Source organism: Glutamicibacter sp. MCAF14 (assembly GCF_052114325.1).
Lineage (GTDB): Bacteria > Actinomycetota > Actinomycetes > Actinomycetales > Micrococcaceae > Glutamicibacter > Glutamicibacter arilaitensis.
Genome location: NZ_JBFREO010000001.1, coordinates 151,656 through 168,728 on the forward strand (window position 1 = coordinate 151,656; position 17,073 = coordinate 168,728).

Sequence of the window (17,073 nt, forward strand, 5' to 3'; positions counted from 1 at the left end):
CCGGCGCGGCAACGCCGGCATCACTTTGGCAGCGACTGACGTAGGAGGTCAGCCTTGAGCGCTACGCACAATGAATCTATCAAAAGCCCCCGGCCTGAAGACATGCGCCTTCCTTTTGGGAAGACCTTCGCCTATGGGCTGCAGCATGTATTGACCATGTACGGCGGCATCATTGCACCGCCGCTGATCATCGGCAACGCCGCGGGGATGGCGCCAGATGAAGTTGGACTGCTGGTCGCCTGCTGCCTATTTGTCGGCGGCTTGGCAACGATCCTGCAGACCATCGGCATCCCATTCTTCGGGGCCCAATTGCCGCTGGTCCAGGGCACCTCCTTTGCCTCGGTCGCCACCATGGTGGCAATCGTCAACGGCAGCGGGGGAATCCAGGCGGTGTTTGGCGCCGTGCTGGCCGCAGCGCTCATTGGATTCCTCATTGCTCCTTTCTTCGCCAGGATCATCCGATTCTTCCCGCCGGTTGTCACCGGCGTGGTGATTACCATGATCGGCATTTCGCTGACCCCGGTCGCCGCCAACTGGGCGATGGGCGGGGATGCGGCGGCCCCAGACTACGGGTCGCTGGCCAATATCGGCCTGGCCGCGGGTACGCTGCTGGTTGTGCTGCTGCTTTCCAAGGTCGGCAACGCGGCGATTTCACGGATGTCGATCTTGCTGGCCATCGTATTCGGCACCGTCGCGGCCGCACTGCTTGGCATGGCAGATTTCTCCCAGGTCGGGCATGGCGCCATCTTCGCGTTCCCGCAGCCGCTGGCTTTTGGCATGCCGGTTTTCGAGATCGGCGGCATCATCTCCATGACCATCGTGGTGCTGGTGATTCTCACCGAAACGACCGCAGATATTCTGGCAGTGGGAGAGATCGCCGGATCCAAGGTCGATTCCAAACGCATCGCGAACGGCCTTCGTGCTGATATGGCTTCTTCTGCGGTGGCCCCGATTTTCAACACCTTTACGCAGTCGGCGTTTGCGCAGAATGTCGGACTTGTGGCTATTACCGGGATTACCAGCCGTTTCGTCGTCGCTGCCGGCGGTGGCATCCTAGTGGTGCTCGGCCTGCTCCCGATCCTCGGACGGGTCGTGGCCGCCATCCCCACCCCGGTGCTCGGCGGTGCCGGTATCGTGCTCTTCGGTACGGTCGCGGCCTCTGGGATTCGCACGCTCTCCAAGGTCAAGTACGACGGCATGAACCTGGTCATTGTTGCGGCATCAATTGCCTTCGGATGCATTCCGATTGTGAAGCCTGACTTCTATGCCGGATTCCCAACCTGGTTTGAGACGATCTTCCACTCCGGAATCTCCTCGGCAGCCGTCATGGCGGTGCTGTTGAACCTGCTTTTCAATGAATTCCAATTCGGGAATACAAAGAACAGCTCGGTCTTCTCCGCCGCTCCACCGCGCATGGTCAAGACCGAAGAGATCTGCGGATTGCTCGAGGGCGACCACTACGTGGGCGGCAAGCTCATCGACAAGGAAGGCTACGAAATTCCGGTAGTCACACCCGATGAATTCGAGAAGATCCAGACCGGAGCCATTCAGATGCCGGTGCCCAAGCCGACCAACCTTTCCGGGCACTGAATGAGCCGAAGCGGTGCGCGGTGAACCCGAATCAGGGTGTGGAAGCGAGAGCTCCCAAAGGTGAAAAGTGTCGGCAGATTAAGGCTTGCCGGCACTTTCCCATATGGGCTGGCAAAGCAACCGGCATCGCGGGAAGCCCATCGATTAGCAGCGCTGCACTCTTCACCTGGTTAGCTGGCGGGATAGGCGATTTAGCAAGATTTTAGACCCTCGCTCCAGATGAACCATGCCCGCCTGATGGAAAGTGTTTGCAATAATGACGGTTGTGAACATTGCTCAGCCCGGTGAAGGGCGCCGAGGAAACCGACCACCGTCGATGGCAGACGTGGCGGTCATGGCAGGGGTGTCCCATCAGACGGTCTCCCGCGTGCTCAATGACCATCCAAATGTCAGGGCCCGAACCCGTGAACAGGTGATGGACGCGATCCGCCAACTCGGATACCGGCGCAATCGAGCCGCACGCGAACTGGCCACAGCGTCATCAAGCACTATCGGCATCCTGACTATCGGCAGCGAGTTCTTCGGACCGCAATCCACGGTGCTCGGTGTCGAGGCGGCGGCCCGGGCCGAGGGCTATTTCGTAACGGTAACCGCGATGGAAGATTATGACGTTCATTCCTCCGCCAAAGCCCTGAGCCATTTGATTGACCAAGGCGTTGACGGTGTGGTCGTGGTCGCTCCCTTCAACGAGGTCACAGACGCCTTGGATGCTGCGGCCTTGAAGATTCCGGTGGTGGTTGTTGCTGCCCGCACCGATGTTCCCGCTGATGACCCGGCGCATTATGTCTATGTTGATCAGCGTGCCGGCGCGCATCAGGCGGTAAACCACCTGTTGGAGCTGGGGCACCGGAAGATCGCCCATGTTTCGGGTCCCACCGGCTGGTTCGACGCCGCCGAACGCAAGGTGGGCTGGTTAGAGGCCATGGCCCACTTCGATGACTCTCCACTGGAGGTGCCAGGTGGTTCGTGGATGTCGCCAGGAGGCTACGAAGCCGGAAAGCGCCTGGTCGAGCACGTGCGTTCGGGCGAAGTTACTGCGGTCTTTGCCGCTAATGACTACCTTGCCATCGGTCTGATGCGCGCCTTCTGGGAGGCGGGATTGAAGATTCCGCAGGATGTGTCGGTCATTGGCTTTGATGACTTGCAGGTTGCTGAGTACTTGATTCCAACGCTCTCAACAGTGCGCCAGCCCTTCCAGGAAATTGGCCGGACCGCCCTGGCTGAATTGCTTGAGGGCAAACCTGGCCATACTCTGCCAAAGGTCATCGTCCCTGTGCTGGTGGTTCGGGACAGCACTGCCGCGCTGGAGTAGATAAAAACTCCACTGTGCCGTGGGGCAATGGCATGGGTGTTGCACATCGCATTTTGTTAGCGCTAACATTGAGTCGAAGTTCAGCCAGCTAATCGTGGTGAAGCCCTTGGCGATCGCTGGCAATGCAAAGACGCAGTCCGCAACAGGCGGGCTTCAGGACGGAGAATCCATGGAGAACGTGCACCCGACTGCACCCGCGGCCCAGTTGATTGCTGAAGGAAACGCCGTCCTTGGCATCGAATTGGGATCGACCAACATCAAGGCCAGCCTGATTGGCCCGGACTTCCAGCAACTCTCCAGCGGCAGCCATCAGTGGGAGAACCAGTTCTCCGACCAGCTGTGGACCTACTCGATCGAGTCCATCCACGCCGGCCTGCAGGACTGCTTCGCAGCCCTGCTTGCCGACTGCCGCCAGCGCTACGGCGTAACCCCCACCAGCTTCGCCTCGGTTGGCATCTCGGCCATGATGCACGGCTACATGGCCTTCGATGAATCCGGTGAACTGCTGGTGCCTTTCCGCACGTGGCGCAACACCAACACCTCGGCCGCCGCCGCGAAGCTCACCGAAGCCTTCGGGTTCAATATTCCGCTGCGCTGGTCGGTGGCCCACTACTTCCAAGCCATGCTGGACCGTGAAGCGCATGCGGCCAAGGTTGCGCACCTGACCACCCTGGCCGGGTACGTCCATGAACAGCTCACCGGCGAAAAGGTGCTGGGTGTAGGCGATGCCTCGGGCATGTTCCCGATCGACACTGCCACCGGCAATTACGATGCCGCAATGCTTGAAACCTTCGCGCAACTAGCTGCTTCCTACCCAGCCCGGCGTTCCTTGGAGGAACTGCTTCCTGCCGTGCTGCCAGCTGGCGCTGCGGCCGGCAAGCTCAGCGAATCAGGTGCCCGGCTGCTGGATCCCACCGGAACCTTGCAAGCAGGAGTGCCCTTCTGCCCGCCAGAGGGCGATGCCGGAACCGGCATGGTGGCCACCAACTCGGTGGCCGTGCGCACCGGCAACGTCTCGGCAGGAACCTCGATCTTCGCCATGCTGGTGCTCGATCAGCCCCTGGCAGGCTTGCACCACGAAATCGATGTGGTGACCACCCCGGCAGGCGATAGCGTTGCCATGGTCCACTGCAACAACGGAGCAAGCGAAATCGGTGTTTGGGCCGGGGTGTTCGGCGACTTCGCCCGTGCTTTGGGCGCTACCGCCTCCAGCGATGAGGTCTTCGGGGCCTTGCTCGGCTCCGCATTGGAAGGCGCGGCCGATGGCGCCGGGCTGCTGGCCTACAACAACCTTTCCGGAGAGCCGGTCACCGGCTTGGAGCAGGGGCGCCCGTTGATCATCCGCACCCCGGATTCCTCGCTGAACCTGGCCAACCTGATGCGCGCACAGGTCTACGGCATGTTCGCCACCCTGAGCCTGGGCATGAAGGTGCTGGCTGCCGAAGGCGTGAGGGCGGAAAAGATGCATGCCCATGGCGGCATATTCCGTACTGCCGGTGTGGCCCAGCGTTTCCTCGCCGCAGCACTGGATACCCCGGTGAGCGTTTCGCAAACCGCCGGCCACGGTGGTCCGTGGGGAATTGCGGTGCTTGCCAGCTTCCGGAAGTACCTGGAATCCAACCCGGACACCAGCCTGGATGCCTTCCTCAACGGACAGGTCTTCGCGTCGGCCAAAACCCAGGAGGCATCGCCACTGCCGGAGGATGTTGCCGGCTACAGCGCCTGGCTGGCGAACTATGAATCCGGTTTGGCCATTCAGCGCGCAGCCATCGCAGCCTTGTAATTTTCGAGAAGAAAGCCAAGAAACCATGAGTGAGCTCAAGTCCCTGGCGGATTACCCGCAGTCGATGCAGGACGAGGTGTCCAAGGTCCGCCAGATCGTCGCCGACCTGCACGCCGAATTGCCGCGCTACGAGCTGGTGGTCTGGACCGCTGGCAACGTCTCCCAGCGCGTACGCCACCCGGAAATCACCGACGGCAGCGCGGATCTGTTCGTGATCAAGCCATCGGGCGTCGCCTACGACGAGCTAACCGCACAGTCCATGGTGGTCTGCACCTTGGACGGCAAGCTCCTGGATGGCACCCGTGCACCTTCCTCGGATACCGCGGCCCACGCCTACACCTACGAGCACATGCCAGAAGTCGGCGGCGTGGTGCATACCCACTCCACCTACGCCACCGCCTGGGCGGCCCGCGGCGAAGAAATTCCTTGCGTGCTGACCATGATGGCCGATGAATTCGGCGGCCCGATCCCGGTTGGCCCGTTTGCGATCATCGGCGATGACTCCATTGGACGCGGCATCGTCTCTACCTTGAGCGAATCGCGCAGCCCTGCGGTGCTGATGCGCAATCACGGGCCATTCACCATCGGCAAGGATGCCAAGGCCGCGGTCAAGGCCGCAGTGATGTGCGAGGAAGTAGCGCGCACCGTGCACATCTCGCGCCAGCTGGGAGACCCAGCGGCCATCGACCAGCAGCATATCGACTCGCTCTACGAGCGCTACCAGAACGTTTACGGACAGTAAGGACATCATGGCCAAGGCATATAACGACAAAGAAATCTGGTTCTTCACCGGAAGCCAGGACCTGTACGGCGAAGAAACCCTGCGCCAGGTTGCCGAGCAATCCACCGAGGTGGCCCGAGCACTGGACGCTTCGGAGCAGGTTCCGGCAAAGATCATCTGGAAGCCAGTGCTCAAGGACTCCGAGTCGATCCGCCGCGCCATGCTGGCGGCCAACTCGGATGAGAACGTGCTGGGTGTCATCACCTGGATGCACACCTTCAGCCCGGCCAAGATGTGGATCAACGGCCTCAAGGCCCTGACCAAGCCGCTGCTGCACCTGCACACTCAGGCGAACGTCGAACTGCCATGGGACTCAATCGACTTCGACTTCATGAACCTGAACCAGGCCGCGCACGGCGACCGCGAATACGCTTACCTGGCTACCCGCCTGGGCGCTGCGCGCACCACCGTGGTGGGGCACGTGTCCAACCCTGCCGTTGCCAAGCGCATAGGCACCTGGATCCGCGGCGCTGCCGGTTTCCACGCCGTGCAGAACCTGAATCTGGTCCGCTTCGGCGACAACATGCGCAATGTCGCAGTCACCGAGGGAGATAAGACCGAAGCCGAAATCCGCTTCGGCGTTTCGGTGAACACCTGGGCGGTCAACGACCTGGTCGAAGCCGTAGAAGCCGTGTCCGAAACCGAGGTCGACGCACTGGTCGCCGAATACGAGCGTGAATACGACGTTGTCGAAGAACTGCGCGCTTCCGGTGCCCGCCATGAGTCGTTGCGCTACGCCGCGCGCCAGGAAATCGCTTTGGAGACCTTCCTGGGCGCAGCGCACGCCAAGGCCTTCACCACCAACTTCGAAGATCTGGGCGGGTTGAAGCAGCTGCCAGGCCTGGCCGTGCAGCGCCTGATGGGCAAGGGCTACGGCTTCGGTGCCGAGGGTGACTGGAAGACCGCGGTGCTGGTGCGTGCGGCCAAGGTCATGGGCGAAGGCCTGCCCGGCGGCGCCTCGCTGATGGAGGATTACACATACGACCTGACCCCGGGCAAGGAACTGATTCTCGGCGCCCACATGCTGGAGATCTGCCCGTCGCTAACCACCTCCAAGCCGCGCGTGGAAATCCACCCGCTGGGCATTGGAGGCCGCGAGGATCCAGTACGCATGGTCTTCAATGCCGACGCCACCGAAGGTGCGGTCGTGGTCTCCATGGCTGATATGCGCGAGCGTTTCCGCTTGACCGCAAATGTCGTCGACGTGGTCACCCCGCCGGCAGACCTTCCCAACCTTCCGGTAGCCCGTGCCGTGTGGAGCCCGCGTCCGGACTTCAACACTTCGTCCGAGTCCTGGCTGGCCGCCGGCGGCGCGCACCACACCGTGATGTCCACCGCCGCAGGGCTGGAGGCATTCGAGGTGTTCGCTGAAATCGCGGGCACCGAGCTGCTGGTCATCGATGAGGAAACCACCCGCCGGAACTTCGCGCAACAGATTCGCGTGAACCAGAGCTACTATCGCTTGGCTCAGGGTTTCTAGCAGCTCACAAGGCCCTTTCCCATGGATATGCACGTGCTGCAATGCGTGTGCATAACCAATGAGTAAGGAATCTTAATTTATTTACATTTGGGGTGGCTCAAATCACTGTGTTAGCGCTAACATGGTGTGAGCCTAGTCTCATTATCAGATATGGCAACCTTTCAAGGAGGAAAAGATGGCATGGAATAACTGGACCCGCAAAGCTGCGGCAACGGTAGGATCACTGGCGCTGGTTGGCGCATTGGCGGCTTGCAGCGGCGGTGGCGCCGGCGGTGGAGCAGGTGCTGGCGGCGAAGAGTCGACTGCCCCAGAGGACATCCAGGTCGGTGTGGCTATGCCAACCGAAACTTCGGAGCGTTGGATCGCTGACGGCGAAGCCGTCAAGTCCCAGCTGGAAGAAGCTGGCTTCGAAGTCGACCTGCAGTTCGCCAATGACGACATCCCAACCCAGCAGCAGCAGATCGACCAGATGATTACCAAGGGTGATGACATCCTGGTAGTCGCCTCCATCGATGGCACCGCACTGTCCACCCAGCTGCAGGCCGCAGCGGACCAGGGCATCCCCATCATCTCCTACGACCGCTTGATCAACGGCACCGAGAACGTCGACTTCTATGTCACGTTCGATAACTACAACGTCGGCGTGCAGCAGGCTACCTCGCTGCTGACCGGCATGGGCCTGGCTGACGAAGAGGGCAAGCGCACCGACAAGAAGGGCAAGTTCAACATCGAGCTGTTCGCCGGTTCGATCGACGACAACAACGCGCACTTCTTCTGGAAGGGCGCCATGGATACCCTGAAGCCATTCCTGGACGACGGCACCCTGACGGTCAAGTCCGGCCAGACCAAGATCGAGCAGGCAGCCACCCTGCGCTGGAGCCAGGAAGAAGCCCAGTCGCGCATGGAAGACCTGATCACCGCCCACTACAAGGGCGGCAAGACCCAGATCGACGGCATCCTCTCGCCATTCGACGGCATCTCGCGCGGCATCATCACCGCACTGTCCAACGCCGGCTACGGCAAGTCCATCGAAGATGGCCTGCCGATCATCTCCGGCCAGGACGCAGAAATCGCTTCGGTGAAGCTGATCGACGATGGCGTGCAGTACGCAACCATCTTCAAGGACACCCGCAAGCTGGCCACCCAGGCAGTAGAGGCCGTGAAGGCCTACGCCGGCGGCGGCGAGCCGGAAGCCAACGACACCGAGACCTACGACAACGGCAAGAAGGTTGTTCCTTCCTACCTGCTGGACTCGGACATCGTAGTCAAGGACAACATCACCTCGCTGCTGGTGGACTCCGGCTACTACACCGCCGAGGAAGTCAAGGCCGGCCAGACCAAGTAGTCCAGGCCGCTATCAAGCCGGCGGGGGCGCATTTTCGCTCCCGCCGGCTTGATGCCCAGCTCAAGCAAACACCAAGGACGTCTGCACTATGGACACCACGATCCTGCACATGCAGGACATCACCAAGACTTTCCCCGGGGTCAAGGCGCTGGACGGCGTCAGCCTTTCGGTCCGGCAGGGCGAAATCCACGCGATCTGCGGCGAAAACGGCGCCGGCAAATCCACCCTCATGAAGGTGCTCTCCGGGGTCTACCCGCACGGCAGCTACGAGGGCAAGATCATTTTCGAGGCCGAAGAACTCAAGGCCTCGAGCATCAAGGATTCCGAAGCCCAAGGCATCGTGATCATCCACCAGGAACTGGCCTTGGTGCCCTACCTGTCGGTGGCCGAGAACATTTTCCTTGGCAATAAAACCGCACGCGGTGGCTTCATTGATTGGAACAGCACCAACCACCGTGCCGCGCAGCTGCTGGCCCGTGTGGGCCTGGACGAACTGCCGATCACCCCGGTAGGACAGCTGGGCGTGGGCAAGCAGCAGCTGGTGGAAATCGCCAAGGCACTGAGCAAGAACGTGAAGCTGCTGATCCTTGACGAGCCAACCGCGGCGCTGAACGATGATGACTCCGAGCACCTGCTGAACCTGCTGCGCGAACTGCGCGAACAGGGCATCACCTCGATCATCATTTCGCACAAGCTCGGTGAAATCGAGGATATCGCCAACACCACCACGATCATCCGCGATGGCCAGTCCATCGAAGCCCTGGATATGGCAGATCCGGCCTCCAACCAGAACCGCATCATCCGCGGCATGGTGGGCCGCGAACTCTCCGCCCGCTACCCGGCACGCGAACCGGATATCGGCGACGTGGTCTTCGAGGTCGAAAACTGGTCGGTCCAGCACCCGGTGCAGCAAGAGCGCACCGTGGTGGACAACGCCAGCCTCACCGTCCGTGCAGGCGAAATCGTTGGCATCGCAGGGTTGATGGGCGCTGGACGCACCGAACTGGCGATGAGCGTGTTCGGGCACAGCTACGGCCGGAATATCACCGGCACCGTCAAGATGGACGGCAAGCCAGTGGATACCTCCACGGTGGGCAAGGCCATTGCCGCCGGCATCGCCTACGTCTCCGAGGACCGCAAGAAGTTCGGCCTGAATCTGATCGAGGACATCCGCGTGAACACCACGGCGGCCGGCCTGGACAAGATCTCCTCCAAGGGCTTCGTGGACGGCAACAAGGAAATCCAGATTGCCGAGCACTACCGCAAGTCCATGCGCATCAAGACCCCGAATGTGATGGCGAAGGTCGGAAACCTCTCGGGCGGCAACCAGCAGAAGGTCGTGCTGGGCAAATGGCTGCACACCGCTCCGGAGCTGCTGATCCTCGACGAGCCCACCCGCGGCATCGACGTCGGCGCCAAATACGAAATCTACACCATCATCAATGAGCTGGCCGCGGCCGGCAAAGCGGTCCTGGTGATCTCCTCAGAACTACCCGAACTGCTGGGTATTTGCGATCGCATCTACACCCTGGCCTACGGTCGGATGACCGGCCAGCTGCCAAGCAGTGAAGCCACCCAGGAACGCCTCATGGAACTCATGACCATCGAGAAGGAAAGCACCCGATGACCATCACAAACGAGCTGAAGGATATCTTCACCAAGAACCTGCGCACCTCTGGCATCTACATTGCCTTCGTGCTCATCGTGGTGCTGTTCACCATCCTGACCAACGGGTTGCTGCTCAGCCCGATCAACATCACCAACATCATCTTGCAGTACTCCTACGTGCTGATCCTGGCCCTGGGCATGATCATCGTGATCGTCGCCGGGCATATCGACTTGTCCGTGGGCTCGCTGGTGGCACTGACCGGTGCGGTCTCCGCGGTACTGGTGATCAAGGGCGACATGCCTTGGTGGGTCGGCATGCTTGCCGGCATCGCCACCGGCGCATTGTGCGGTGTGTGGCAGGGCTTCTGGGTGGCGTACGTCGGGATCCCCGCGTTCATCGTGACTCTGGCCGGCATGCTGCTCTTCCGCGGTCTGACCTATGAAGTGCTCAGCAACGTTTCGCTCTCGCCATTCCCTGGCGAATACGGCCAGATTGCCGGCGGTTTCCTCAACGGGTTGCTGGGCGGCAACGGTTTTGACCTGTTCACCGTGATCATCGGCGTGATCGCCGTAGCCGGCCTGATCGTCTCGCAGTGGCGCAACCGCGCCGGCCGCGCGAAGTACGGCCAGAGCGTTGAATCCATGGCCATGTTCCTGGCCAAGAACATCATCACGGGCATCATCATCCTCTGGTTCTTCTGGCAGATCGCCACCAGCCGCGGCATGCCGATCGTGCTGATCATCCTGGCCGCCCTGATCCTGGGCTACCACGTGCTGACCACCAAGACCGTCTTCGGCCGCCACGTCTACGCCATCGGCGGCAACCTGTCGGCAGCCAAGCTCTCAGGCGTGAACGTGAAGCGCATCAACATGTGGATCTTCATCAACATGGGCCTGCTCTCCGGCGTGGCCGGCGTGGTCTTCTCCTCGCGTTCCAACGGCGCGCAGCCAGGTGCGGGTAACATGTTCGAGCTCGACGCCATCGCGGCCTGTTTCATCGGCGGCGCCTCGACCACCGGCGGTGTCGGACGTGTTACCGGCGCTATCGTCGGTGGCCTGGTGATGGCAGTGCTGTCCAATGGCATGCAGCTGATGGGCGTGGGAGCCTCCACCCAGCAGATCGTCAAGGGCGTGGTGCTGCTGCTGGCAGTAGCCTTCGACATCTACAACAAGCGCCGCGCAGGTGCGGGCAACTAGCATTTGATTAGCGCCATGGGCCCTCTCGCACGCAATTGCGGGAGGGCCTGTGCGTGCCCGATGGATTTTGACGGCCCCGCCAGAAGGATGAACAGATGACCCGCTCCGCACTGCCCCTGCAGGACACCGCCAATGGACAGGTGGCCACGCTGGCAGCCAACGGCTTCACCGCGCAAGTGGCTGCCAACGGCGCCACCGTGGTTTCCCTGGAATACAACTCGCGCCCGCTGGTGCGTGCGTTCGACCCGCGCAGCCCGCGGCCGGTCTTTTCCGGCGCCATCCTGGCACCCTGGCCCAACCGCGTGATCGACGGGGCCTACTCCTGGCGGGGCCAGGACCAGCAGCTTGAGATCACCGAGCCCGAACGCGGCCACGCGCTGCACGGCCTGGTGATCGATACCGCCTTCGAGATCGCCGAGCATCGCGCGGATTTCGCGCAGCTGCGCACCGTGATCGAACCGAGCGCCGGCTACCCCTACCGGGTGCAGCTGGTGGTCGAATACCGGCTGGAGGCCGGCGGGCTGCGCACCTTCGCCACCGCCACCAACCTCGGGGAGGGCACCGCGCCCTTCGGCTGGGGTTCGCACGCCTACCTGGTCGCACCGGGCACGAAGGCGGATGAATGGGAATTCACCCTGCCAGCCGGCAAGGTGCAGCTCACCGACGGCGCGCGCCTGCTGCCGAAGGAAGTGGTGGAGGTGTCCGGCACCGAGCTGGATTTCCGCACCCCGAAGCCGATCGGGGACCTCTTCATCGATCATGCCTACACCGGGTTGGCCGCCGGCGCGGACGGCTTGTTCAGCGCGTCGATCACCGACGCCAAGGGCCTCGGGTCGCAGATCACCTGGGACGAAGCCTGCCCGTGGGTCCAGATCCACACGGCAGACCGCGATGACCCGGCGCTTGACCGCACCGGGCTGGCCATCGAGCCGATGACCTGCCCGCCCGGCGGCTTCAACTCCGGCCAGGACGTCATCGCGCTGGCCCCGGGCGCCAGCCATGAAGCCAGCTGGCTGATTGGCCCGGTCCAGCCGCGATGAGCGGCAGGGAAGTTCGCGGCGCTACCCGCTCCGCGAGGTTTCGTTCCCTGTCAATCCGGTGATCCGCAGGAGCAAGGAGCGCGCCTCGGGGCGCAGCGCGTCTTCCGGCCAGACATCGGGACCACAGGCCCGGGAACCTACGCCATGCTGAGCCGCATCCAGGTACAGCCAGGAGTTGGTTGGTTCCGGCAGCTCGTGCGGATGGGCAGCGCCGGCAAGCTGCTGTGCCGTGTGGCGGCTGAACGTGAAACCGGGGCGGCGGTCCAATCCGTCGGGCCAGGCCTCGATGCGCAGCCACGGCGCACCGCCCACGCCGAGCTCCAATTCGCGCAAATCGCTGCGGTGCCCTGTTTCCTGCGGACGTGCGTATTCGACCGGCAAATCGTCAATGCTTGCACTGTAGCGGCCTACTCGTGCCGCCAGACGGCTGTCCGGGTAGGATTCGTGCGGGCCCAAGCCGTACCAGGATGCCGAATCGACCTCCTTGCCCAGTTGGAAACGCACGCCGAATCGGGGCCACACCGATGTCCAGCCTCGGCTTGGAACCATATCGATGCGAAGCCACAGGCCGGACTCGTCCAGGCTCCATTGCTCGTCGACCCGGATGGAGCAGGCCTGGTCCGCTGCTGAATACCTGGTCGCCACCTGCACGCGACCCGGACCGGTAGCGACACTGAGCACCCGCGCCTTCAGCCGGTCCAATCCGGCCGCCGTCCAGAGGTCCGCATTTGACGGACCGGGTTCTCCATTGCCCGGGACTCCGTGCTCATCTTCCTGCCAGGGATCAGAATGGTTATAGCTGCCGAAGTGTGCGCCACGGTCATTGTCGGTGGGTGCGCGGAACAACTCCAGCCGCGGCCCATGCACCGGCTGCCCGGCCAACTCCATGAGCTTGCCCTCGGCGAAAACTGCGGCACCAAGCTGCATCCGGCCATTGTCCAGAGGGATCGATGCTCCGCCCGCATCAGCCGAAGAGGGCAACCGTGCGGGTCGCGGCCCCGGCATTGCGGTGGATGGAGCAGCTATCGGCCATTGGGCGCTGGCCACCTCATGGCCCGCGGCCGCCCACGCTGCATCCTCGGCCAGCCGCGCCTCCACGGTTAACCAGTTTTCACCTGCGGGCAGGGGGTACGGCAAGGCGAGTTCAACCGTGGCAGTTTCGCCAGCTTCCAGCGCGTCGTCAGAGCCGGATACCAAGAATTCTGCACTAGTGACCGGATGCCCGGCCGCTTCCAAGCGCCAGCTGAATGCGAGGTCGCCGCTGTCGGCACTGTGGCGGTCATTCCGGATGCCCAAGCGCACCCGGTGTCCGTCCACGGAGGACAGGGAGAACTTGATCGGGGCGACTACATGCTTGAACTCATGGAGCCCCGGTGAGGCAGTGGAATCGGAGAGGACCAGTCCGTCCATGACGAAGGTGCCATCGTGGAGCTCCTCGCCGAAATCGCCGCCGTAAGCATAGAAGCTCTTGCCATCCGGTGTGCTGGCCTGCAGCCCGTGGTCACGCCATTCCCAGACGAAGCCTCCATGCAACCGGGGATAGCGGTCCACCAGATCCGCATACCGTTGCAATCCTCCGGGCCCATTGCCCATGGCGTGCGCATACTCGCACAACAGGAAGGGCCTGGTCCGCTGGCGCGCGGCCTCTGCGGTGGTGCATCCCAGCAGCGGAGCGGTCATCCGGTCCTCTCCAATTGTCTGCACTTCGGGGAACGAAGCGTACATTCGCGAATACACATCGGTGTATTCTCCGGTGTAGTCGCCTTCATAATGCACCGGGCGGCTGCTATCCCGCGCATGGATCCATGCGGACATCGCGGCAAGGTTGGCCCCGGTGCCGGACTCGTTGCCAAGCGACCACATGATGATTGAGGGATGGTTCTTGTCCCGTTCGAAAGTCCGCTCCATCCGATCAAGATAGGCACTTCGCCAGGCCGGGTCGTCACTGGGATTGCCCTGCCAGCCGTGACGTTCAAATCCGTGGGTTTCCAGATCGTTTTCGAGTATGACCCAGAAACCGAGCTCGTCGGCCAAGTCCAGGAGCCGCGGATGCGGCGGATAGTGGCTGGTGCGAATGGCGTTGACATTGAAGCGCTTCATTAGCATCAGGTCTTCTCGTGCGAATTGCTCATCGAACGCCCGGCCGAGGAGCGGGTGGGTTTCATGCCTGTTCACCCCGTTGAAGACCACTTTGCGATCGTTGACCAGGAACTGGTCGCCTGCAATTCTTACCGTGCGGAAACCTAGCCGCAGGCTGATGGTCTCGCCAGTGCTGGAAACGGTTGCTCCATAGAGTTTTGGCCGCTCAGCGCTCCATGGGGAAACGGCGGGCACTTCCACCTCTCGGATATCCTCGCGGCTTTGCCACACTTCGTCGATTTCCAGTTCGGGAACAACGAAACGTAGCGGGAACGCATCGTCAGCGGCCATGATTTCCGGTGTAATGATTCCGGTACCGGAGGAATAGCCGGTTTTTATCCAGAGGTCGTCAATGCTGCCGTGCGGACGGGCCTTGAGCGTTACCGATCGGAAAATTCCCGGGAGCCACCACTGGTCCTGGTCCTCGACGTAGCTCGAAGCGGAGAATTGGTGCACGCGGACAACGATTGTATTTTCACCGGCGGCTACGGCCGAGCTCACATCGAATTCCTGGGCAAGGCGGCTACCGGTACCCCAGCCAATCATTTGCCCATTGACCCATACCTTGTACCGGGATTCAACGCCGTCGAAGCGCAGCACCAGCCGCTCCATTCCGGAAGTCCAGCTCTGGGGCACTTCGAAGGTCCGCCGGTAGTCGCCGGTAGGATTCTCATCCGGTGGATAGGGCGGGTCGCAAGGGAAGGGAAATTGGACGTTCGTGTACGAAGGGCGTCCGTAGGCGCCATCGGCCTGCAATACCCAGTGCCCAGGGACTGCGATGCTGTCCCAGCTCGAGTCGTCATAGCCAGCATCTGCCATGGACTCGGGAAGCTCGCCTGCCGGCAGCAGTCCGCGCCCTCCGGGCGTGCCCGGTACGCCAGGGAGCCAGCGGAACTTCCACTGTCCATCGAGGCTCAGTTCAGGGGCATCACTGTGGGTCCAGGACGTTGCCGGCAGGCGCCGGCCTCCGCCCGGGGCGGTATCGGCCAGATAGGCTGTTGGGGAAGTCATTTAACGGATCCTTCGGTCAGGCCCCCGCGCCAGAAGCGCTGCAGGACGATCATGGCAATGGCCAAGGGAATAGTGGACAGCAAGACGCCGCCGGTGGTCAGCTCGTAGAATTCTGGCAGGCGGTCAACCTGTCCCAGCCAGGTGTTCAGGCCCAGGGTAATTGGATAGAGATCCGAATCGGACAGCATCACCAGGGGAAGGAAATAGTTATTCCAGATTCCGACAAGCTGGAACAGGAATACCGTCACCAGAGCAGGGGACAGGATTCTGAGTCCTATCGTGTGGAAGATCCGCAGTTCGCTTGCGCCATCCAGGCGCGCGGCTTCGAGTAACGCGCTATCCACGGTGCTGGAAGCGTAAACGCGGCAGAGGAACAGGCCGAACGGGGACACCAATGATGGCAGCAGGACACTCCAATAGGTATTGGACAGCCCCATTTCGCTGAACAACAGGAATAGGGGCAAGGCGGTTGCGGTTCCAGGCACGAGAACGCCTCCCAAGACCACACCGAAGACCAGATTGCTTCCGCGGAAACGGTACTTGGCCAGGGCGTATCCGCCAGCTGCAGCAAGGTAAGCGGCAATCAGCGCCCCTGCCCCCGCGTATAGCAACGAGTTCATGAACCAGCGCAGGAAAATTCCGCCGTCATAGGCCAGAACCTGGCCCAGATTTTTCCATAGGACGAAGTCACCGGAGAGGAGGAAACCATTTGTGCTGAACAAGTCCTGGGTCGATTTCGTTGCTGCAACGACGACCCAGTAGACCGGGACCAGGAAATACAATGCGGCTATGGTCAGCAAGGCCGTGACAATCAGAGCCGCTGGTTTTGAAGAGGCGGGCTTTTCGAAGGACTGGCGGCGGATCAGAGTCATGAGGACTTCCTATTGGTCAGGCGCAGGAAGGCGAATGAGAGCGCGAATGCGGCCAAGGCAATGAGAACGGATTGCGCAGCCGCAACATTGTAGTCGTTGTAGGCGAACGCGGTTGTGTAGGCGGAAAGGTTAGGGGTGTATTGGCTGTCGATGGCGGGTGCGACACTCATGAGAACTTGCGCTTCGGCGAAAAGCTGCAAGGTGCCAATGATGGAGAAGACCGTGGTCAAGACCAGTGCCGGGCTGATGAGCGGCAGCTGGATATGCCATGCCACACGCAGTGGACCCGCCCCGTCCAAGCGTGCGGCTTCGTAGATCTCGCCGGGAATTGCCTTGAGCTGCGCGATGACGATCAGCATGTTGTAGCCCGTGTAGCTCCATGTCACGATGTTGGCGATGGACCACAAGATGCTCTGTGGCCCGAGGAAATCGACTTCCAAGCCGACGGCTGAGGCGGCATCGATGATCGGGCTCAGGCCGGGAACATAGAGGAATGACCAGAGGATAGTGGCAATGACCCCCGGCACGCCGTAGGGCAGGAAGTACGCCGCCCGGAAAAAGGCCGGCCATTTGGCGCTCGCCGACTCAAGCAGCAGAGCCAGGACCGTGCAAAGAAGGATCATGATAGGAACCTGCACGATGCCGAACACGATCATGCGGCCAATCGAAGCAACGAAGGCTTCGTCTCCCAGGGCTTGCGCGTAATTGCCGAATCCAGCGAATTCGCTGTGCACGCCGGCTTCTCCGAACAATCCGCGCCGTGTGATACGGGTGAAGCTGGCTTGTATGGCTGCAATGATGGGCAAGATGAAAGTCAGGGTGAAGAGCGCGAGGAAAGGCGCGAGCAACAGCCACGGGGCGAGCTCAAACCTGCTTGGTGAGGGACCACGTTTTCTCCGGGTGCCTCGGGTGATG

Annotated in this window: 12 protein-coding genes; 9 read left to right on the plus strand and 3 right to left on the minus strand. The window is 61.8% G+C overall.

Features of this window, described 5'->3' with window-relative positions:
* Positions 1-102 precede the first annotated feature (102 nt).
* From AB4Y71_RS00755 to AB4Y71_RS00795, 9 genes are all read left to right on the plus strand, one after another.
* Complete coding sequence (locus AB4Y71_RS00755) at positions 103-1,590, plus strand: nucleobase:cation symporter-2 family protein (RefSeq protein WP_013350655.1); 1,488 nt, start codon at positions 103-105, stop codon at positions 1,588-1,590.
* 256 nt (positions 1,591-1,846) lie between these two features.
* On the plus strand, positions 1,847-2,902 hold the full coding sequence (locus AB4Y71_RS00760; RefSeq protein WP_441717213.1) for a LacI family DNA-binding transcriptional regulator: 1,056 nt from the start codon (positions 1,847-1,849) through the stop codon (positions 2,900-2,902).
* Between the two features lie 169 nt (positions 2,903-3,071).
* Positions 3,072-4,685, plus strand: a complete 1,614-nt coding sequence (locus tag AB4Y71_RS00765) for a xylulokinase (RefSeq protein ID WP_441717734.1) — start codon at positions 3,072-3,074, stop codon at positions 4,683-4,685.
* A 25-nt stretch (positions 4,686-4,710) separates the two neighbouring features.
* On the plus strand, positions 4,711-5,427 hold the full coding sequence (locus AB4Y71_RS00770) for an L-ribulose-5-phosphate 4-epimerase (protein ID WP_441717214.1): 717 nt from the start codon (positions 4,711-4,713) through the stop codon (positions 5,425-5,427).
* A gap of 7 nt (positions 5,428-5,434) precedes the next feature.
* Complete coding sequence (gene araA / locus AB4Y71_RS00775; RefSeq protein ID WP_441717216.1) at positions 5,435-6,946, plus strand: L-arabinose isomerase; 1,512 nt, start codon at positions 5,435-5,437, stop codon at positions 6,944-6,946.
* A 175-nt stretch (positions 6,947-7,121) separates the two neighbouring features.
* Entirely contained in the window at positions 7,122-8,291 is a 1,170-nt protein-coding gene (gene chvE / locus AB4Y71_RS00780) for a multiple monosaccharide ABC transporter substrate-binding protein (protein WP_441717218.1), read from the plus strand.
* An 88-nt stretch (positions 8,292-8,379) separates the two neighbouring features.
* Entirely contained in the window at positions 8,380-9,918 is a 1,539-nt protein-coding gene (gene mmsA / locus AB4Y71_RS00785) for a multiple monosaccharide ABC transporter ATP-binding protein (RefSeq protein WP_441717220.1), read from the plus strand.
* A complete protein-coding gene (gene mmsB, locus AB4Y71_RS00790; protein ID WP_417365367.1) occupies positions 9,915-11,096 on the plus strand; it encodes a multiple monosaccharide ABC transporter permease in 1,182 nt (393 codons plus the stop codon). Before mmsA ends, mmsB begins: the two co-directional genes overlap by 4 nt.
* A gap of 95 nt (positions 11,097-11,191) precedes the next feature.
* Positions 11,192-12,136: an aldose 1-epimerase family protein gene (locus AB4Y71_RS00795; RefSeq protein WP_441717222.1), complete on the plus strand. Its 945-nt coding sequence runs from the start codon at positions 11,192-11,194 to the stop codon at positions 12,134-12,136.
* 21 nt (positions 12,137-12,157) lie between these two features.
* On the opposite strand, the gene AB4Y71_RS00800 is transcribed toward AB4Y71_RS00795, so the two are convergent.
* Genes AB4Y71_RS00800 through AB4Y71_RS00810 form a run of 3 tightly spaced genes read right to left on the minus strand, consistent with a single transcriptional unit; the run spans position 12,158 to position 17,072 of the window.
* A complete protein-coding gene (locus AB4Y71_RS00800) occupies positions 12,158-15,286 on the minus strand; it encodes a glycoside hydrolase family 2 TIM barrel-domain containing protein (RefSeq protein ID WP_441717224.1) in 3,129 nt (1,042 codons plus the stop codon).
* A complete protein-coding gene (locus tag AB4Y71_RS00805) occupies positions 15,283-16,158 on the minus strand; it encodes a carbohydrate ABC transporter permease (RefSeq protein WP_441717225.1) in 876 nt (291 codons plus the stop codon). Before AB4Y71_RS00805 ends, AB4Y71_RS00800 begins: the two co-directional genes overlap by 4 nt.
* Positions 16,155-17,072 (minus strand): carbohydrate ABC transporter permease, encoded by a 918-nt coding sequence (locus AB4Y71_RS00810; RefSeq protein WP_049862759.1) that lies wholly within the window; start codon positions 17,070-17,072, stop codon positions 16,155-16,157. The genes AB4Y71_RS00805 and AB4Y71_RS00810 overlap by 4 nt, the downstream gene beginning before the upstream one ends.
* Between the last annotated feature and the right edge of the window lies 1 nt (position 17,073).

Excerpts from the sequence above, each read along its gene's own strand:
- AB4Y71_RS00755 (WP_013350655.1), top strand. The coding sequence starts at position 103 with ATGCGCCTTCCTTTTGGGAAGACCTTCGCCTATGGGCTGCAGCATGTA.
- AB4Y71_RS00760 (WP_441717213.1), top strand. The coding sequence starts at position 1,847 with ATGACGGTTGTGAACATTGCTCAGCCCGGTGAAGGGCGCCGAGGAAAC.
- AB4Y71_RS00765 (WP_441717734.1), top strand. The coding sequence starts at position 3,072 with ATGGAGAACGTGCACCCGACTGCACCCGCGGCCCAGTTGATTGCTGAA.
- AB4Y71_RS00770 (WP_441717214.1), top strand. The coding sequence starts at position 4,711 with ATGAGTGAGCTCAAGTCCCTGGCGGATTACCCGCAGTCGATGCAGGAC.
- araA (WP_441717216.1), top strand. The coding sequence starts at position 5,435 with ATGGCCAAGGCATATAACGACAAAGAAATCTGGTTCTTCACCGGAAGC.
- chvE (WP_441717218.1), top strand. The coding sequence starts at position 7,122 with ATGGCATGGAATAACTGGACCCGCAAAGCTGCGGCAACGGTAGGATCA.
- mmsA (WP_441717220.1), top strand. The coding sequence starts at position 8,380 with ATGGACACCACGATCCTGCACATGCAGGACATCACCAAGACTTTCCCC.
- mmsB (WP_417365367.1), top strand. The coding sequence starts at position 9,915 with ATGACCATCACAAACGAGCTGAAGGATATCTTCACCAAGAACCTGCGC.
- AB4Y71_RS00795 (WP_441717222.1), top strand. The coding sequence starts at position 11,192 with ATGACCCGCTCCGCACTGCCCCTGCAGGACACCGCCAATGGACAGGTG.
- AB4Y71_RS00800 (WP_441717224.1), bottom strand. The coding sequence starts at position 15,286 with ATGACTTCCCCAACAGCCTATCTGGCCGATACCGCCCCGGGCGGAGGC.
- AB4Y71_RS00805 (WP_441717225.1), bottom strand. The coding sequence starts at position 16,158 with ATGACTCTGATCCGCCGCCAGTCCTTCGAAAAGCCCGCCTCTTCAAAA.